Below are 17940 nucleotides of genomic sequence, written 5' to 3' on the forward strand. Positions count from 1 at the left end.
GTAATGTGAAGGCCTAGTAAGACGGCCATAGTTTTGTACGCGCTAAGGCGTTATGTTAGTGTTGATTATTTTATGGATAGCATGCCTTTAGCTAGTGTATAGGGTAGTTTTACTAGTCATAGGATGATTCATTGAGGAGGATCTATGATAAAAAATGCACTTATCAGTGTATCTGATAAAACAGGAGTTGTTGATTTTGCTAAAGCACTAGTGAAATTGGGTGTTACCATTTATTCTACAGGTGGTACTTTAGAGGTGATTCGAAATGCAGGAATCATGGTTCATGGTGTAGAAGAGCTAACTCATTTTCCTGAAATGATGAATGGCCGCGTGAAGACCTTACATCCCATGGTGCATGGCGGTATTTTAGCAGTCCGTGATAATATGGAACATAAAAAAGCTATGAAAGACCATGGCATAGAAGCCATTAATCTAGTAGTTGTCAATTTATATCCTTTTCGAGAAACGATTGCTAAGGAACATGTTACCTTAGAAGAAGCTATTGAAAATATTGATATTGGTGGTCCTACTATGGTTCGGTCGGCTGCTAAAAATCATGCGTATGTGGGTATTGTCGTTAACCCTAATCGGTATGATGAAATTATTCATATCCTACAAGAGCATGGAGAAATACCAGCATCGATTAGACTTCGATTAGCAAAAGAAGCATTCTCTCATACTGCGGCGTATGATGTAGCCATTGCCAATTATATGGCAAAACAAGTAGGCGAACAGCCACTGCCGCAAGAATTTTTAGGAGCCTATGAAAAGGTTAGTGATTTGCGGTATGGTGAAAATCCTCATCAAAAAGCAGCTTTTTATAGAGACTTTGGTAAGCCTAGTGGAATGGGCGGCATGCACCAATTACATGGTAAAGAATTATCTTATAATAATATTGTAGATATGGAAGCTGCATGGAATATGGTATGGGAATTTTCTGAACCTGCTGCGTGTATTATTAAACATACAAACCCTTGTGGTGCTGCTATAGGTGCAGACGTACATGAAGCGTATGTGCGATCGTATGAAGCCGATTCAACATCTGCTTTTGGTGGCATTGTCGCTGTAAATCGTCCAGTGGATATAGATACGGCCAAAGAAATGAGTAAGATTTTTCTAGAGGTTATTATGGCACCAAGTTTTGATGAACCGGCCTTATCGTTATTGGAAAAGAAGAAAAATATTAGGCTCATTGTGTTAGATAAACCAGATACGCATCAGATGGTACTAAAAAAAGTATCTGGTGGATTATTAGTACAGGAAGAAGATAGCATAGTAGAAGATGAATCTACTTACGAAGTAGTTACGAAGGTAGAGCCTACTAAAGAACAATGGGAGGCTTTGCGCTTCGCTTGGAAATTAGTAAAACATGTTAAATCAAATGCTATAGTAGTAGCATCATCGCATCAGACATTAGGCGTAGGAGCAGGACAGATGAATCGAGTAGGCTCTGCGCATATTGCCTTAACACAGGCGGGGGAAGCGGCGAAAGGGGCTGTATTAGCATCGGATGCATTTTTCCCATTTGGCGATACGGTAGAAACTGCTGCTGCACATGGTATTCGTGCTATTATTCAACCAGGTGGATCGATTCGCGATGAAGAATCAATTAAAGCGGCAGATGAAGCAGGTATTGCCATGGTATTCACACATATTCGTCATTTTAAACATTAACATGTAGGTATTAGTATATACTTTTATAGGCACTTTATAGAGTGTCATGATGGATGCATGGTGATTATGCCAATAGTTTACAAGCCGTATCAGTAAGTAGCGGAATGGATAGACCTATGATAATAGATAGAATTACAATGCATAGTACAGGAGGATGTCATGAATGTTTGCGTAATTGGTACGGGTGGTAGAGAGCATACCATTGTTTGGAAATTAGCACAAAGTGCCAGTGTAGAGTCTATTTATGCTATTCCAGGTAATGATGCAATGGCAAACATTGCTACGGTAGTCCCTATGGATTGGCATGATAGTGAGGAATTAATCAGTTTTTTGAAAGCTCACCAAGTTGATCTCGTAGTCGTAGGTCCTGAAGCACCGTTAGTAGAAGGGTTAGTTGATATACTAGAAAGAGAAGGCATTGCTGTATTTGGACCATCGAAACGGGCGGCACAGTTAGAAGGCTCAAAGGTTTTCGCTAAGAAAATGATGGAACGGTATCATATTCCTACTGCTAAGTACGAAGTCTTTCATGATGTACAAAGCGCTAAGGCGTGTATTGATGCATATGGTATTCCAGTTGTTATTAAAGCGGATGGCTTGGCAGCTGGTAAAGGTGTCGTCGTGGCGATGACTAAAGAAGAAGCGTATGAAGCAATCGATGACATGCTGTCAGATAATCGCTTTGGTAAGGCGGGAAGTACAGTAGTTGTTGAAGAATTTATGGAGGGAGAAGAAGTTAGTTTACTCGCCTTTGTAGATGGCAAAGTGGTAGTGCCTATGGTGGCGGCACAAGATCATAAGCGGATTTTTGATGGCGATCAAGGACCTAATACGGGTGGCATGGGAGCGTATGCACCAGCCCCTATATTGACGAAATCTTTAGAACAAGAGGCGATGAAGAAAATTTTATTACCGATTGTACAAGCGATGGCACAAGAAGGTATGCCCTTTAAGGGGTGTCTTTATGCAGGTCTTATGATTACTAACAGTGGACCTAAGGTAGTAGAATTTAATGCTAGATTTGGTGATCCAGAAACACAAGTCATTCTTCCTTTACTAGCGAGTGATCTGGGCGCTATTATGTGGGCTTGTGCGACGGGAACGTTGCAAGAGGATATGGTTAGTTGGCACGATAGAAGTGCAGCGTGTGTAGTGTTGGCCTCTAAGGGGTATCCTATTAGATCTCATCGGGGCGATGTGATTAGAGGAAATCTTACAGATGAAGAGAATACGCTGATTTTCCATGCAGGTACTAAGAAAGACAAGGGGGAATTTGTTACTGATGGGGGACGTGTGTTAGGCGTTGTCGGTATAGCACCTCGGTTAGAACAGGCGCTACAAGGCGCGTATCATCGCATAGAAAAGATTCGTTTTTCTGGCATGCAATATCGTAAGGATATTGGGCGTAAAGCTTTTAGATAGAATGACTATATAAGATGATATGAGCCGATGATGGTCGGAAATGAGTTACATACATGCATTGATAGTTTGTAACAATATCATACAATGCATATGTGGTATGTGGGAAAAAGGACATACAGTACGGTATCGTGCTCGCAACTATTGGAGATACAGTATCATGGATGGCACTTAGTATGGCATATCATAGATAGTGAGGGTAGAAATATATCCTATACTGTGCTCATAGGTGCAGTGTAGGGAATACATTGACAATAGTAAGAACTAAGAATTAATGGAATGACCTCTTTTAATTGTATCAGTGCTTGTTTTTTTTAACGATTTAATAAATATGATACATGATTAGTGTAATTAACGTTCATAATATTAGAAAAACAAAATTTTTAGGAATCATATATAGTTAGTTGTGTGCTGTAATCTTTCATCATAGGAGGGAGATGCCAATACATGATGTAACAATCGTAGTATCTAAAGAAGAAAGAGCGCTATTACATAAAAAATAAAGAGTGCTATTACTTAAAGAAGAAAGAGCGGACTTGATGGATTGTTTTTATTTCAAAGTAATGCTTGGTATAATACAATTATAGTAGATAGGAGGGTGGGTATGAATTGTGAAGAAAAGCGACAATTAGAATTAACTACGATGGAAAAAATTATACATTTATATTGTCACGCCAAACATGGTACACCATTGGGTTCGTTGTGTACAGAATGTCAAGCAGTGAGGGATTATGCCGCTCAACGTATTAGGAAATGCCCACATATGGCAACAAAAACATTTTGCTCTCGTTGTAAGACCCATTGTTATGAACCAATATATCGTCAAAAGATTCAAAGAATGATGCGTTGGGGCGGACCACGATTGTTATTTGATTCACCTATACTCGTGTTGCGCCACATGGGATTGGAATGGATTGATCGATTGCTTGGTCAGAGAAAGGGCCATTAATGATATGGTGTAGATTCTTAGGTTTTGCATTTGTCGTAAGAAATGATAAAATAAATTGTTAATAAAAAATATGTAATAGCAATACAAGGTGAAATAGATGTATAAAAAACAATTTATGCGATTAGAGAATCCATTCTCTTTTTGGCATGCTTTTCCTGATACAGAACGCATCTATTGGTGTGATACACAACATGATAGAATTATTATAGGTGCGAAACGACTTGCCGCACTGTCATCAGAACAAGAAATAGGACGCTATCCCTATGTGTTTTATGGACGGACTTTTTTTGATATAACGCGTCCTTCTCATTGGAACCATATGGGCAATGAATTAATTGCGTTCACCTATTATTATGTAGTTGATGGTGATGAATCCTATTGTTTATATGCGGATACGTTACCGATTATTGATGATAAGGTAAGTGAATTCGTGCATCATGACGTTTATGAAAGCAGTCATGACTATGAGCAATGGGCATCTTTGTTTCATACCATTCAAAGGGCGATTCATGAAGGAGCTGTATCAAAAGTAGTAGCCTCTCGTGAAGTTGAGTTTACTTCGCCGCAGGGATTTCATGTGGAAAGCATACTACATAATTTAGTAACTAGGAATTCTGGTTGCTTTATTTTTGCGTATCAGAAAGAAGGTAACACATTTTTAGGTGCATCTCCAGAAGTGTTAGTGGAAAAGAAACAATCTCATGTTATGAGCTATGCCTTAGCTGGCACTTGTGCAAGAGAGGGCTGTGATGACCAGAGAAAAGAAGCTTTACTAGAAGATCCTAAGAATGTGTATGAACACTCCTTAGTACGAGATATGATTATTCATACTATGAAAGGCATTACTTCTCAGGTGACAGTGGCACCTATGGATATTATGACATTACCTAATTTATATCATTTGCGAACAATCATAGAAGCCTATGATGCGTCAACGTCTATTATTGATTGGTGTCATGCGTTGCATCCTACGCCAGCCATGGGAGGGACACCTTCAGATGTGGCACTAGATATGATTAAACGGTATGAATCCCATGAAAGAGGTATGTATGCATCGCCACTAGGAATGATTGAGGGCAATGGTGATGGACTTTGTGTAGTAGGCATTCGATCTGCCCTTATTGTAGATACTCATTTATATGCCTACGTAGGATGTGGTATTGTAGCAGATTCAGATTGCGTAGAAGAATATAAAGAGTCTAATAGTAAATTGCGTACTATATTAGAAAGTTTGTAAGAGATGATAGGCCCATAGTCAAAATAAAGGAGGACAATTTATGAATGAATACTTAGCTCCTTTAGTGGACGAATTATATAGATTAGGTGTACGACATGTTGTATGTAGTCCAGGATCTCGTTCTACTGCATTAGCGCTGTTATTTAAGTATTATGGATCCTTTACAACCTATATGAATATTGATGAACGAAGTGCCGCCTTTTTTGCCTTAGGAATTGCCAAGAAAATCGGTGAAGTAGTCGTACTGGTGTGCACCTCTGGATCTGCGATAGGTCATTATATGCCAGCTGTTATGGAAGCGTATTATACAGGCATCCCCCTACTTATTCTTTCCGCGGATCGACCAGCAACATTACAGAAAGTAGGAGCACCACAAACGGTAGATCAAGAAAAAATATTGGGATCTATGGTTCGTTATTATGAAGAATTATCACAACCTAGTGGGGTAGACTTTTACCAATATCCAAGAACTATAGCACAAAAAGCTTATATGAATGCAATGCATGGCGTGATGGGTCCAGTTCATATTAATGTGCCTTTATGCGATCCATTAATACCAGAATTGGATAAAAAACATTTTGAAATGGGTAGAAGTAGGGAACCATTTCGCTTTTTAAAAGGTGATGTTCATGTATCTTCTCAGTTGAGTGAAATAGAAGAATGGCAGAATCGGCGTATAGTGATAGTGGTGGGACCAAACCACAGATTGAAAGATATGTCACCGATTATTACCTTGGCAGAGCGACTATACGCCCCTATTTTAGCAGATCCTTTGTCGAATATGCGAAGGAGCGATAGTCCGTTCATAATCGATGCGTACGATGTGTTTTTAAAATCTTCTACTATGATAGAGCGATTGCAGCCAGATTATATTATTCAATTTGGACAAATGAGTATATCGAAACGGTTGCAACAGTATATTGCCTTTCATAGAGAGGCAACTTATATACAGGTGGATGCTACAGGATTGTATCGCAATTCAGCGGCTACGACCACTACATATATTGAGGCTGATATAGGAGAATTTTGTAAAGCCATCGATGTTCAATCCTATGATGATACGTATGTACGTGAGTGGATCGAGACGAATCGGAAGGGACGAGAGCAGTTAGAACGGGTGAGAGAAGAAAAATCTCTATTTGAAGGGCGCTGTGTGCAAATTCTAGAAGATGTTATATCCGATGAGGCTCAGTTGGTAGTGGCTAATAGTATGTCAATTCGCAATATAGATTATTTTTGGAAAGCAGGAAAATCACAGGCGTGTATATATGGTAATCGCGGAACAAATGGCATTGATGGCACTATTTCTACAGCCTTTGGATTGGCTAGTACAGGGACTCCTACGGTGTTAGTGACAGGGGACTTGTCTATGTTCCACGATAGCAATGGCTTGCTACTAGGGAAATTATATGATATACCGCTTACGATTATTTTATTTAATAATGATGGGGGTGGTATTTTCCATTGCTTGCCACAGAAAGATGTTCCCTATTTTGATGAGCTATTTTCTACACCGCATGGTATCGATTTTTCTGGATTACAAATTTTGTATGGTCTTTCTTATAGTCGCGTTACATCCTATGAAGAGTACCAACGGTTGCTAGAAGTTGCAATGGCGACAAAGCAAGTTCATATTATTGAAGTGCCAACAGATAAAGAGACAAGTGCTGCCTTATATGGAAAGTATACGGTGATATCATGAGAATCGTAGTGGATGATATTTCTTACTATATACATGTAATAGGACAAGGAAAACCGCTTGTGTGTTTTCATGGCTTTTCAGAGTCAGGAAATACATGGGATGGGATAGAGATTCCTGGCTATGCTATGTATCGATTAGATTTTATTGGCCATGGGCAATCAGATAAGCCACTAGACACACAGATATATCAATTGCCACAGTTGTTACGTCAATTACATATTGTGATTCAGGCAGCAGTAGGTGCATCGTATAGTTTGATGGGCTATTCGATGGGGGCGCGCATTGCTTTGTTATATGCTTTGCAATATCAACATGATATTGAAGCATTAATCTTAGAAAGTGGATCGGTGGGTATTCAAGACCCATCGGCACGAAAACTTAGGTTTTTACAAGATGAAGCATTAGCTAAAAAAATAGTTCGTAATGGGCGTGCATGGTTTAGAGATACATGGTCGGCACTCCCTATTTTTAAGACGCAACAAACATTACCCTTATCCGTACAAGATAGTATTCGTCGGCGGCGCTTTCATAATGAACCGTATGCCTTACATCATACATTGATGGGATCAGGGCAAGGGTGTATGCCCTATGTGGGCCATCGCCTTGATGAAATCATGTGCCCTAGTTTATATATTAGTGGTGCATTAGATGAAAAATATAGTTCCTTAGGCGAAGAAGTGTTTAAAAAGGAGCACTCGTTTTCGACGGCCTTAATTCAAAATGTGGGTCACAATACGCATTTGGAGCGACCTAGAGAGTTTGAACGCATAGTTGCTCAATTTTTGCATGCTACGACAGGTCCATCTAATGGCTCATAGAGACATGATGAGTTAGAAGATGATTGAGTATACATGATATACTATAATCGATTAGTGTTTGATGTACACAATCGAGTATGGTTAGTATGAGATTATTTAGATACTATGAGTAAGATAAGGAGAAGATTATGGCTACTACATTTAATTGGCAAGTATTGGATCGTAATTATGAAGATGTTATTTATGAAACCTATGAAGGGATTGCTAAAATTACCATTAATCGTCCAGAAGTGCGTAATGCGTTCCGTCCCAAAACGGTTATGGAATTGATTGACGCTTTTTCCGTGGCTCGTGATGATGCAGAAATTGGTGTTATTATATTGACTGGCGCCAATCATGGACAAGGCGAAGACAAAGAAGCATTTTGCTCTGGTGGAGATCAACGTGTTCGTGGTAATGGTGGTTATGTAGGTGAGGATAATATACCTCGTCTTAACGTATTAGACTTACAACATTTGATTCGTATTACACCAAAGCCAGTCATTGCTATGGTTAATGGCTATGCTATTGGTGGTGGTCATGTGTTACATGTGGTTTGTGATTTAACAATTGCTTCTGAAAATGCTAAATTCGGTCAAACAGGTCCTCGCGTAGGTTCTTTTGATGCTGGTTACGGGGCTGGATTTTTAGCACGTATGATTGGTCATAAGAGGGCTCGCGAAGTTTGGTTCTTATGCCGTCAATATACGGCACAACAAGCCTATGAAATGGGTATGGTAAACACGGTAGTTCCTTTTGATCAATTGGAAGCGGAAACTGTTTCTTGGTGTAAGGAAATTCTTCAATTATCTCCTATGGCACTTCGCATGTTGAAAGCATCATTTAATGCAGATACAGATGGATTGGCTGGATTACAACAATTTGCTGGGGATGCAACATTAATGTATTATACAACCGATGAAGCAAAAGAAGGCCGTGATGCTTTTAAGGAAAAACGTAAACCGGATTTTAAACAATTTCCTAAATTTCCTTAATGAAAGGGTAACAGCGTAGGTATGAAGTGGCTAGCAGATCAATACAAAAAGAATCCAAATCAGTTATATATGAATGAATTAACATTTGGTGATGTATACGAGAAGGTAGAAAATGTAGCAAGGCGATTATCGGATTTGTTGCAACAAGAAACCCGAGTCGCTCTAGTATCCGATAACTCAACCGATATGGTCATCGTCTTGTTTGCCCTATTGTTGCTACGTAAAGAAGTATTACTACTCAATGTGCGCTTAACGCAGAAAGAAATGATGGAACAAATAAGCGGGCTTGATATTTCCTATGTGTTGGCTTCTGACCGACGAAGTGAGAATGTATTAGAATCTATGCAGTTGGATTTCTTAGAGGACGCAACAGTTGTAGATACATCTAAGAAGCCGCGTAGTGCGCCTACGCCCCCTGGAATGTTACAATATCCCATAATGGAAACTACTCATCATAGACCTCGATTGGATGGAGCGATATCATGGCCATGCCAAGTATTGCCATTCTCAGCCATTTCAGCATTACCTAGTAATCCATCAATTCTACTTGATTGGTCTATGGATCCAAAACAAATTGCTGTTATCATGAATACCAGTGCCACTACGGGAAAATTTAAGTCGGTGCCTATTCGCTGGCGACAGATAGAGGCACATGTTAAGGCGTCTATGCAGCGGTTAGGTGTATGTGAAGATGATAATTGGCTCATTGTATTGCCAATTTTTCATGTCAGTGGTTTATCCATTGTTATGAGAAGTTTGTATAATGGGACGCGCATCACTATTCTCCCTAAATATGACAGAGATGAAGTTGTACGATTGATTACTAACAATACAATCACGATGGTTTCTCTTGTGCCAACCATATTGAAAGAATTAGTGCCTTTTATTGAACGGCATCGGTTACGCATGATTTTGTTAGGCGGTGAGTTTATTCCACAGCCATTGATACGTAGTTGTGTTCAAAAAGGTCTACCTATTTTTAAGACCTACGGTATGACAGAAACTTTTAGTCAAAATGTGACATTTTCTGTATTGGAACATTTAGATAAGGCGGATTCTGTAGGACAACCATTACCTTTTATGAAGGTGCACATTGTCAATCCTGATGAAGAGGGCATAGGAGAAATTCATGTATCTGGCCCTATGCTAATGGAGGGGTATCTTGGGAAAGAGCCTATTGGTGAGAGCTTTAATACGGATGATATCGGTTATGTAGATGAAGATGGATATTTGTATATTCTAAATCGACGGAAGGATATCATTATTTCCGGAGGAGAAAATATTTATCCGAAAGAGATAGAAGATGTATTGTATCGGTTAGAGGAAGTTGTTGAATGTGCGGTTGTACCTGTACTCAATGAGGTATGGGGGCAAGTACCCGCTCTGTTTATTGTTACATCTTTAGACGAAGAACAGCTTCGTACATATATGGAGGGGCGACTAGCTAAGTATAAAGTGCCTACGTATATTGTAAAGCGAAATCGCCTACCAAGAAATGCATCAGGTAAGATTTTGCGCAATCAGCTTCACTTATAGGTGCATCTTACTAGTTAGTCATGAATAGGCGTTTATGATTTGTAGTGCCCTTGACATATAAGCGTATCATAGCAAACATGATATGGCTTGTGCGGATCATAAAGAAAAGCGTTGTAGAGAAAGAGGTCGTATATGTTTATACAATCGATTACATTATATCAAGTGGGAATGCCGATGAAATTTCCTTTTAAAACAGCACAAGGTCTTGTAGACTATCGTCACACCATTGTGATTTGCGCTGAAGATGAACAGGGAAATCGTGGATATGGTGAATCAGTTGCTTTTCCGACACCTTTTTATACAAATGAAACATTTGATGTGTCATGGGAAAAGCTAACAAAAGAGTATGCACCAGCAGTGGTAGGTCAGGAACTTGATAGTGGCTTTGAAGTGCATTTAATTATCAGTCGCTTGTCTGATGGACATGTAGAGGCACCTATGGCTGTAGCAGGACTAGAAAATGCATTGCTTAATTTGGCAGCTGAACGTAATGGTTATAATACGGTATCACATGTTATGGGACAACCATTGGCAGATACAATTCCTATGGGCGTTGTTGCTGGCGATATGCCTTTACATGAATTGCTGGAATTTGTGAACACCCAAGTGGAACAGCAATGTAGACGAATTAAAATTAAGATTAACCCACGTGATGGGTATGAAAAAGTGGCTGCTGTACGTGATGCATATCCTGCACTAGCTTTATCAGTCGATGCGAATCGCAGCTTTTCGCCTACTGATGTAGATGAAGTGGCACGTTTTGATGAATTGGGATTATTGTGTATGGAAGAACCATTTCAGGTAACTTCTATTGAAGACTATTTCGATCTGAAATACAATCATTACTGGCCGATTACTACGCCGCTTTGTTTTGATGAAACGGTGTCAACCTTGGCAGAGTTGGAGTTTGGCGTAGAACATGACATTATTGAAGTGATGAATATTAAAATTGGTCGTTTAGGTGGGCTATACCCTGCTAAGCAAATGATTGACTATTGTCGGCGCCATAATGTGTACTACTGGATTGGCAGCATGGTAGAGAGTAGTATTTCTAAAATGCTTCATGTACAGTTGGCTGCATTAGGCGATTCGTATATGCCTGGAGATTTATCAGATTCTAGTAGATATTTTTATGATGATCTTACAACGCCAGCACTGGTATTTAATGATGGTATAATGAAAGTTCCCAATGGTGTAGGATTGGGTGTGTCGATTCATCAATCTATATTGATGGAGCAAGCACAAGCTATAGTGACGATTGAAGCATAGTCATGTAGTGGCAAATATAATGTATATGAGGAATGGATCATGAATTTATTAGAAGGATTAGATATTCAATATGCTCGTCTAGAAGATGATGCGTTTGAAAGTTGTATGAAATTAGGAAGCTTTCATGCCCAACCATTTGGCTATTTAAATGGTGGTGCTACGTTAGCATTTGCTGAAATTGTAGGAGGCATGATGTCGACTGCTTATTTAGAGCAACATAGACCCGATGAAAAATTAATGGCTGTAGGACAAACAGTAACGGCACAGCATGTAAATCCTAAACAATCAACTGGCTATCTCTATGCTTATGGTGAATTGATTAAACACGGTAAACGGACACATGTTTGGTCTATTCGTATGGTGGATGAGAACGATCAATTAATTTCCTATATTACTGCGGTTAATGCTATTATTCCTCGTAAGGGATAGTACTATAGCACGAGATAACCTATATGTAGAAAGTATACAGTTAATAGGTGTTATAGGGACTAGATAAAATAAATATCGATGTGTTTTACTAACCTTAGCATAGGATACTGATTATTAGAAAGGGTGATGACCATGGCAGTAGAATCTGAGTTGCAAGACGTGGCTAAAGTAAGTTTACGAGAATATTTAACTAATAGTTGTATACCTCAAGAATTATGGGATACGATTGAAGGCTGGTTAGCAGATACAGGCCTTCATAGTGTATATTTAGACCCAGAGGAAGCAATCGGTGCGTGGTGGGGAAGCCATGAAGCGGATACTATGGGATTTGTTATTAACTTCCCTAAGTGTGGCATCTTACCTTCTGAATGGTGTCCTAAAGGGACAGATTGGGATGTGGCCAAAGTAGAAGCTAAATATCGATTCGTTGCATCCTGTCAACAACTACTTGACAACCAGGCTTTGGAACCTGCACATAAAGAAGATATGTAATGCCTTTATAAACGGGTGGAATGGAGCATCATTTACTTTTATGAGATATGGTGAAGTACATAAGTAGGATGACTAGTGCTTGATGATTAGATTCATTTCTCTGTAGTATTAGGATGCTTTTTTATTAATAAAAGAGGATAGGTTTATAGAGAAATCATTTTTATTGAAGCGGTTATGAATAGAAGGAACACTATTATATAGTGGAATCTATAGCCGTGTTATGTTCCGTATGCCTTAGATGTAAGAAAACTCACTGATGATATAACCTAGTTATGGAACATGTAATTTACATTGGCCCATTAAAATATAGGTACAATTAGTAATTATGTGATTTAGTACATGATTTTTATTGCGTGATATGCAAATATGACAGTATATAGTTGGTAGTAAATTAGATAGATGACTGTATTGAAAGTATAAAGATCACTTAACTTGTATCGTGATTGGTATATAACGTATGACATATGTGCTGAAGAAATGAGCTATACTATAAAATGTATGTTTATACTACATAGTTTCAGCTAGTAGTATCAATTGTAAGTTAGTTAGTAGTGAATGCCATGATTATGTTACTATTTCGTATCATACATATATGAGCGGGTGTATGACGTAGCATGGCTCATAGAAGCGGTGCAATCTATTATTTGTGAGGTTATTTCATTGCGATATTAGAAATAATAGTTTCTATAAGAAAAAGGATATGAACGCAATGATTAGAAACCAGTATGATATATAGACTGCGCAAGATATATAGAGGAATGGTTTATGACTATACTAACTAGATGATTAGTGTATTGCATGAATTTATAATTTTTTTGTAAAAAAATGTAAAAGGCACTTGCAATTATCTCTGACCTTTGGTATACTAGCAAAGTAGTCAACGAGAGTTGTTATGCGGCCCCGTGGTGTAGCGGTTAACATGTCGCCCTGTCACGGCGAAGATCGTCAGTTCAAATCTGATCGGGGTCGCCATTTTTTTTTACTTAAATATGCCTCGGTAGCTCAGTCGGTAGAGCAACGGACTGAAAATCCGTGTGTCGACAGTTCGATTCTGTCCTGAGGCACCATTTACTTGAGACACTCGTCTTGGCGACTTTAATCATATAGAATATGCGGTCATGGTGGAATGGCAGACACGCCATCTTGAGGGGGTGGTGAGCTAACGCTCGTGCGGGTTCAAGTCCCGCTGACCGCACCAGCTAATTAAATAAGGGTTTACAGATAATTCTGTAAACCCTTATTTTTGTTTGATACCATACAGTCTTGCGTAGCTATAAAGTATTTTGACATCAAAATACTTTATAGATATAAGCTGCCATATCAGCTTCCGTTTTATGTATTACATATGAGTAGATATCCATTATTCTAAAATGAAGCATGTCTATAGCAACGCTCGATAAGCGAACATCGTCGACTTGCCGTCAACATGATAACAATATATATTCTGTTGCAGATGCTGAAGTGGGAACGAATGTTCCACCACTACATCCGCGATGTAGATTCACAATAGCTGGTGCGTTAGATAAGAAAGCGACTAGCGGTTATCGTATTGGTAAAATTGAAAAAGCTAATAAGAGCGAACCTATGCGATATGAGAAAGTGCCTCGCAATATGGACTATGACGATTGGAAAGCGGTGTATGTAGATACATCTAAAACGTTTGATGAGTGGAAACAAGGCGCAAGAATAGAAAAAATATTAAAACATGATGCAAGATATTATGATGGCATCAATATAGTAGATAATCATAAATCATTAAGTAAAATAGAATTAATGAGATTAAATTATATTCCGCCATCGGCTGATTTTATAAAAATATTGGCAAAAGAAAGGGGTATGGGGTATATTATATCTAGAGACTCTTATCATTCTGATGATGGAAAACCTATTTGGACACCTAATGATGGCGGTGTTGGAACACCTAAAATCATCAACTTGCCAGTGGGAACAAAAATTGATAGAATTGGGAAAGAATCTGGTCGATATACTTTCCCTGTTGGAATTTCGTATACAAAAAGATCTATGGATGATTTGTACACTAAATTACCTATAGAATATCATGTATATAAAGTTATTAAACCTATCAAGGTGAGTAAGTCATTAATCTCGCCGTGGTTTTCTAAAAGAGGTAAAGGAGTTCAATATAAGTTAGAGATGTCTATTTGGGAGTTAATCAAGGAAAGTTATATAGAGGAGATGTATGTAGATGAAGATTGGCGACCTACGAAAGGTTTTAGATAACCTTAACATAGATAAGTATGAATATTTTATTTTGGACCATGGAAAAGGACCTTGGGCAGAAGTATATGTGTCTATAGCTTTTAATGGGAAACAATTTGAAGTTTCTGTAATAGAGCGTGGTATTCCTGTTAAATTTGATGTGTTTACCCACGAAGAGGATGCTTGTGATAAATTCTTGGAGTTTATGCAGTATAATAAAAAAATAAATCAATATTTAATGAATAATAAAATTATTAATTAAGCACTCTGCATAGGGTGCTTTTTTAATACCCAAAAGGAGGTGGAATATGGCAAATGTGAAGTATATAAGTTATGAAGAGGCGGTACAGTGTATTGCAGATACAGCTAAACGAATGTTGTTTATGCTTGATATGACCATGGACGAAAAGGACCTAGAGCTTATTTCTTTCTTTGCTGAAAAGTTTGTACTGGATTGCCTGGACTATTTCCATAGAACAGACTTCCCTTGTTCGTTGGTGTATACTGGTGCTGAACTAGCTGTAAAGTATAGGAAGGACACATTAAACTCATCACAAGGATCGTTAAAGTCATTAAAAGAAAGTTATAAAAAGCTATTGAAGAGTTAGAAGAGCTTGGGTATACTTTAGGTAAAGATAAGGAAAAAAGATGGTTTTCCGACCCGGATTCAAACGAGAAAGAGTTTCCTCTCTATCCTACTAATGGCGGTGCAATTGGTAAAACTTGGACTGAAGTTTTGTTGGTAGGAACTAAAATAACTCGATATGGTAGAACTAGAGAAAAATATACTGCACCAGCAGGAACACCGTTTGTAAATAGAACTGTGCCTTATACTGAAGCAGAATATACTGATAATGAACATCAGTGTATAGTTGTTAAGCCACTACCAGTACAAACTAGCGTTATTACACCAGCATTTAATAAAGTTGGTGGAGGGATTCAGTATAAAACCAAAGAAAGTATTCAGTATTATTTAGATGAAGGCTATTTAAAGGAGATTGATTAGTATGACAATTAAAGAAATTAAAGCATTATTGCCTAAAATCAGCGTACCTAAAAGCTCATATAATATTGATAACAGTCCTACGCCTATTGTGCCAGGTACAATAATTCTTGAAAGAATTCCTAAAGGGTTTTCGGTATATTGGACTGAAAGAAATGAAGTCTTTGAACAGCGAGATATAGCAGATGAAGAAGAAGCGGTTAATTATTTCTTGCATTTGCTAGAGGGTAGTTCTAAAACTCATAGAAAATATATTGTGAATCATGTTGTGTGAGCACCCAAACCAAAAGGGTGCTTTTTTAATATCCAAAAGGAGGTGAGGTATGGCAAATGTGAAGTATATAAGTTATGAAGAGGCGGTGCAGTGTATTGCAGATACAGCTAAACGAATGTTGTTTATGCTTGATATGACCATGGATAAAAAGAGCCTAGAGCTTATTTCTTCCTTTGCTGAAAAGTTTGTACTGGATTGCATGGACTATTGCCATAGAACAGACTTCCCTCGTTCATTGGTGTATACTGGTGCTGAACTAGCTGTAAAGTATAGCAAGGACACATTAAGCCAATCACAAGGACCTTTAAAGTCATTAAAAGAAAATGATGTTGAGTTTACATGGGTAGTCTCGGATATGTCGCCGATTGGGTATCTTAGTGAACAAGATTTCAATTCTATCAAGCCTAAACTAAATTTATATCGTAAGATGGTATGGTTTAATGGGGAATACATACGAAGCGTATAATAAATGAATAGAACAGGGAATTAGAGTTAGTAAATCAGAACTTTAAAAGCAACAAAGGTTCGTCAGCGATAACACAAAACGGATTCATAAAAGCAGAAACATACTTAAATGAGAAAAAAAGAATTATACGAGCGAATAGAGAATGTAGAAATAGTAAACTACTTACTATTTTATTAGGTGAACGGTCATATATTTGGCTGTAAAGAATTAGTTGTAATAAAAGAGCCTACTAGCATAGAGTGAAAACTATGTTAGTAGGCTTATTTTTTGCAAATATAATATATGTGTAAGGCGGTGATGATGATGGACATAATAAAAGAGCTAACAAGTTTGATAAATGGCTTAACGCTACTAGCACTAGCAATAGCAATTTTGAAACTTGTTAGCAAAGACTAAAAAGCGGGCGGGTGAAAGCCCCGCCACCTTTTCAATATTATTATAAATCAACGAGGTGGATTATGCAATATTTAGAATGGATGATTAATATAGCAACTATTATTGTTTTAATATTAGCAATTAAACGTTTAGTTAGAAGGTGATAAATTTGAAATTTGAAATAGAAGATATTATGACAACACAAGAAGCAGGAGAACAGTGGAATCTATCAGCTAGTACAGTAAAGGGATTATGTACTGGTGTTCAAGGACGCCCACCACGATTAGAAATAGATGTAGAATGTCGAAAGTCAGGTAAAATGTGGCTAGTGACACGGCAAGGTATGGAACGATTATATGGTAAACTAGAAAAATAATGATTCCAATGAGGACTATCGAATATGATAGTCCTTTTTGTAAGGACATTTTACATTGTGTTCGATAAATTATAAATAATAATTTGTCCCTTATCTGCCCCTTTTCTTATGTAGAGGTTAAATGATATAGCAATAGTGCTAAATTTATAGTGTAAACACTCAATCCGCACCAAGTTGATTAAATAGGGGTTACAGATAATTCTGTAACCCCTTATTTTTATTGATACCATACAGTCTTGCGTGGCTATAAAGTATTTTGACATCAAAATACTTTATAGCTACGCACTGCGATGTTATTTTCCGTCTTATGTGTCACAAATGTTTGATTACTACAGAGACGACTACCAAAAATAATTAAAAATCCTCTTGCAATTTATAGTGCAATAGGATACAATACTAATACAGTTCAGGTATGAGCTGTTTTAATTTGCTTGTCTAGGGCGTATGTACTAGATGAGCGAGAAAATCATAAAAAGTTGTTGACAAGACATCTTGAAAATGATAAGATAATCAAGTCGTCGGTTGAAGAAATAGCGACAACAGATTTTTGAAAACTGAACAATATAAGGTAAACATTACTTAGTAATGTACATATGCCAGAGTGCGGGTTTCGTAAGAAACCAACCAAAAAATTCAAGTTACGTAAGTAACAAAAACAAATGAGCTAGCAAATAGCTTCAAGATATCTTGGAGAGTTTGATCCTGGCTCAGGACGAACGCTGGCGGC

18 protein-coding genes and 3 tRNA genes are annotated in these 17940 nt (G+C 37.9%); all 21 read left to right on the top strand.

Going from position 1 to position 17940, the window contains the following annotated elements:
• Positions 1 to 144 precede the first annotated feature (144 nt).
• The gene (gene purH, locus K357_RS0105380) at positions 145 to 1674 is read left to right on the top strand and encodes a bifunctional phosphoribosylaminoimidazolecarboxamide formyltransferase/IMP cyclohydrolase (RefSeq protein ID WP_028257801.1); all 1530 of its coding nucleotides are present in this window, start codon (positions 145 to 147) and stop codon (positions 1672 to 1674) included.
• 159 nt (positions 1675 to 1833) lie between these two features.
• Positions 1834 to 3096 carry a phosphoribosylamine--glycine ligase gene (gene purD / locus K357_RS0105385; RefSeq protein ID WP_028257802.1) on the top strand — a complete coding sequence of 421 codons (1263 nt, stop codon included), beginning with the start codon at positions 1834 to 1836 and terminating at the stop codon, positions 3094 to 3096.
• 601 nt (positions 3097 to 3697) lie between these two features.
• Positions 3698 to 4042: a nitrous oxide-stimulated promoter family protein gene (locus K357_RS0105390; RefSeq protein WP_028257803.1), complete on the top strand. Its 345-nt coding sequence runs from the start codon at positions 3698 to 3700 to the stop codon at positions 4040 to 4042.
• A gap of 97 nt (positions 4043 to 4139) precedes the next feature.
• Positions 4140 to 5279: an isochorismate synthase gene (locus tag K357_RS0105395; protein WP_038113664.1), complete on the top strand. Its 1140-nt coding sequence runs from the start codon at positions 4140 to 4142 to the stop codon at positions 5277 to 5279.
• A 40-nt stretch (positions 5280 to 5319) separates the two neighbouring features.
• A complete protein-coding gene (gene menD, locus K357_RS0105400) occupies positions 5320 to 6981 on the top strand; it encodes a 2-succinyl-5-enolpyruvyl-6-hydroxy-3-cyclohexene-1-carboxylic-acid synthase (RefSeq protein WP_028257805.1) in 1662 nt (553 codons plus the stop codon).
• Complete coding sequence (gene menH, locus K357_RS0105405) at positions 6978 to 7799, top strand: 2-succinyl-6-hydroxy-2,4-cyclohexadiene-1-carboxylate synthase (RefSeq protein ID WP_038113666.1); 822 nt, start codon at positions 6978 to 6980, stop codon at positions 7797 to 7799. Before menD ends, menH begins: the two co-directional genes overlap by 4 nt.
• Positions 7800 to 7927: 128 nt before the next feature.
• Positions 7928 to 8773 (top strand): 1,4-dihydroxy-2-naphthoyl-CoA synthase, encoded by an 846-nt coding sequence (menB, locus tag K357_RS0105410; RefSeq protein ID WP_038113668.1) that lies wholly within the window; start codon positions 7928 to 7930, stop codon positions 8771 to 8773.
• Positions 8774 to 8794: 21 nt separating this feature from the next.
• Complete coding sequence (menE, locus tag K357_RS0105415; protein ID WP_028257808.1) at positions 8795 to 10309, top strand: o-succinylbenzoate--CoA ligase; 1515 nt, start codon at positions 8795 to 8797, stop codon at positions 10307 to 10309.
• Between the two features lie 132 nt (positions 10310 to 10441).
• Positions 10442 to 11578 (top strand): o-succinylbenzoate synthase, encoded by a 1137-nt coding sequence (gene menC / locus K357_RS0105420; RefSeq protein WP_028257809.1) that lies wholly within the window; start codon positions 10442 to 10444, stop codon positions 11576 to 11578.
• Positions 11579 to 11617: 39 nt separating this feature from the next.
• Positions 11618 to 12007 carry a PaaI family thioesterase gene (locus tag K357_RS0105425; RefSeq protein ID WP_028257810.1) on the top strand — a complete coding sequence of 130 codons (390 nt, stop codon included), beginning with the start codon at positions 11618 to 11620 and terminating at the stop codon, positions 12005 to 12007.
• A 132-nt stretch (positions 12008 to 12139) separates the two neighbouring features.
• Positions 12140 to 12499 (top strand): hypothetical protein, encoded by a 360-nt coding sequence (locus K357_RS0105430; RefSeq protein ID WP_038113670.1) that lies wholly within the window; start codon positions 12140 to 12142, stop codon positions 12497 to 12499.
• 896 nt (positions 12500 to 13395) lie between these two features.
• Positions 13396 to 13471 (top strand) — tRNA-Asp (locus K357_RS0105435).
• 19 nt (positions 13472 to 13490) lie between these two features.
• A tRNA-Phe gene (locus K357_RS0105440) sits at positions 13491 to 13566 on the top strand.
• 45 nt (positions 13567 to 13611) lie between these two features.
• Positions 13612 to 13697: transfer RNA gene (locus tag K357_RS0105445), tRNA-Leu, on the top strand.
• Between the two features lie 179 nt (positions 13698 to 13876).
• Positions 13877 to 14740, top strand: coding sequence for a phage head morphogenesis protein (locus K357_RS0105450; RefSeq protein WP_028257812.1), 864 nt, complete (start codon positions 13877 to 13879; stop codon positions 14738 to 14740).
• Positions 14706 to 14981, top strand: a complete 276-nt coding sequence (locus K357_RS0105455) for a hypothetical protein (RefSeq protein WP_028257813.1) — start codon at positions 14706 to 14708, stop codon at positions 14979 to 14981. The genes K357_RS0105450 and K357_RS0105455 overlap by 35 nt, the downstream gene beginning before the upstream one ends.
• Positions 14982 to 15027: 46 nt before the next feature.
• Positions 15028 to 15327: a head-tail connector protein gene (locus K357_RS0105460; protein WP_028257814.1), complete on the top strand. Its 300-nt coding sequence runs from the start codon at positions 15028 to 15030 to the stop codon at positions 15325 to 15327.
• A gap of 128 nt (positions 15328 to 15455) precedes the next feature.
• Positions 15456 to 15725 (top strand): TNT domain-containing protein, encoded by a 270-nt coding sequence (locus tag K357_RS08890; RefSeq protein ID WP_071838037.1) that lies wholly within the window; start codon positions 15456 to 15458, stop codon positions 15723 to 15725.
• A gap of 1 nt (position 15726) precedes the next feature.
• Entirely contained in the window at positions 15727 to 15996 is a 270-nt protein-coding gene (locus K357_RS0105470; protein WP_028257815.1) for a hypothetical protein, read from the top strand.
• Between the two features lie 49 nt (positions 15997 to 16045).
• Entirely contained in the window at positions 16046 to 16462 is a 417-nt protein-coding gene (locus K357_RS0105475; protein ID WP_028257816.1) for a head-tail connector protein, read from the top strand.
• 538 nt (positions 16463 to 17000) lie between these two features.
• A complete protein-coding gene (locus tag K357_RS0105485; protein WP_028257817.1) occupies positions 17001 to 17213 on the top strand; it encodes a helix-turn-helix domain-containing protein in 213 nt (70 codons plus the stop codon).
• Positions 17214 to 17940 lie beyond the last annotated feature (727 nt).

It is taken from the genome of Veillonella montpellierensis DSM 17217, from assembly GCF_000426745.1.
GTDB classification, from domain to species: Bacteria; Bacillota; Negativicutes; order Veillonellales; family Veillonellaceae; genus Veillonella; species Veillonella montpellierensis.

Coding starts and splice junctions, on each gene's coding strand:
- purH (WP_028257801.1), top strand. CDS start 145: ATGATAAAAAATGCACTTATCAGTGTATCTGATAAAACAGGAGTTGTT.
- purD (WP_028257802.1), top strand. CDS start 1,834: ATGAATGTTTGCGTAATTGGTACGGGTGGTAGAGAGCATACCATTGTT.
- K357_RS0105390 (WP_028257803.1), top strand. CDS start 3,698: ATGAATTGTGAAGAAAAGCGACAATTAGAATTAACTACGATGGAAAAA.
- K357_RS0105395 (WP_038113664.1), top strand. CDS start 4,140: ATGTATAAAAAACAATTTATGCGATTAGAGAATCCATTCTCTTTTTGG.
- menD (WP_028257805.1), top strand. CDS start 5,320: ATGAATGAATACTTAGCTCCTTTAGTGGACGAATTATATAGATTAGGT.
- menH (WP_038113666.1), top strand. CDS start 6,978: ATGAGAATCGTAGTGGATGATATTTCTTACTATATACATGTAATAGGA.
- menB (WP_038113668.1), top strand. CDS start 7,928: ATGGCTACTACATTTAATTGGCAAGTATTGGATCGTAATTATGAAGAT.
- menE (WP_028257808.1), top strand. CDS start 8,795: ATGAAGTGGCTAGCAGATCAATACAAAAAGAATCCAAATCAGTTATAT.
- menC (WP_028257809.1), top strand. CDS start 10,442: ATGTTTATACAATCGATTACATTATATCAAGTGGGAATGCCGATGAAA.
- K357_RS0105425 (WP_028257810.1), top strand. CDS start 11,618: ATGAATTTATTAGAAGGATTAGATATTCAATATGCTCGTCTAGAAGAT.
- K357_RS0105430 (WP_038113670.1), top strand. CDS start 12,140: ATGGCAGTAGAATCTGAGTTGCAAGACGTGGCTAAAGTAAGTTTACGA.
- K357_RS0105450 (WP_028257812.1), top strand. CDS start 13,877: ATGTCTATAGCAACGCTCGATAAGCGAACATCGTCGACTTGCCGTCAA.
- K357_RS0105455 (WP_028257813.1), top strand. CDS start 14,706: ATGAAGATTGGCGACCTACGAAAGGTTTTAGATAACCTTAACATAGAT.
- K357_RS0105460 (WP_028257814.1), top strand. CDS start 15,028: ATGGCAAATGTGAAGTATATAAGTTATGAAGAGGCGGTACAGTGTATT.
- K357_RS0105470 (WP_028257815.1), top strand. CDS start 15,727: ATGACAATTAAAGAAATTAAAGCATTATTGCCTAAAATCAGCGTACCT.
- K357_RS0105475 (WP_028257816.1), top strand. CDS start 16,046: ATGGCAAATGTGAAGTATATAAGTTATGAAGAGGCGGTGCAGTGTATT.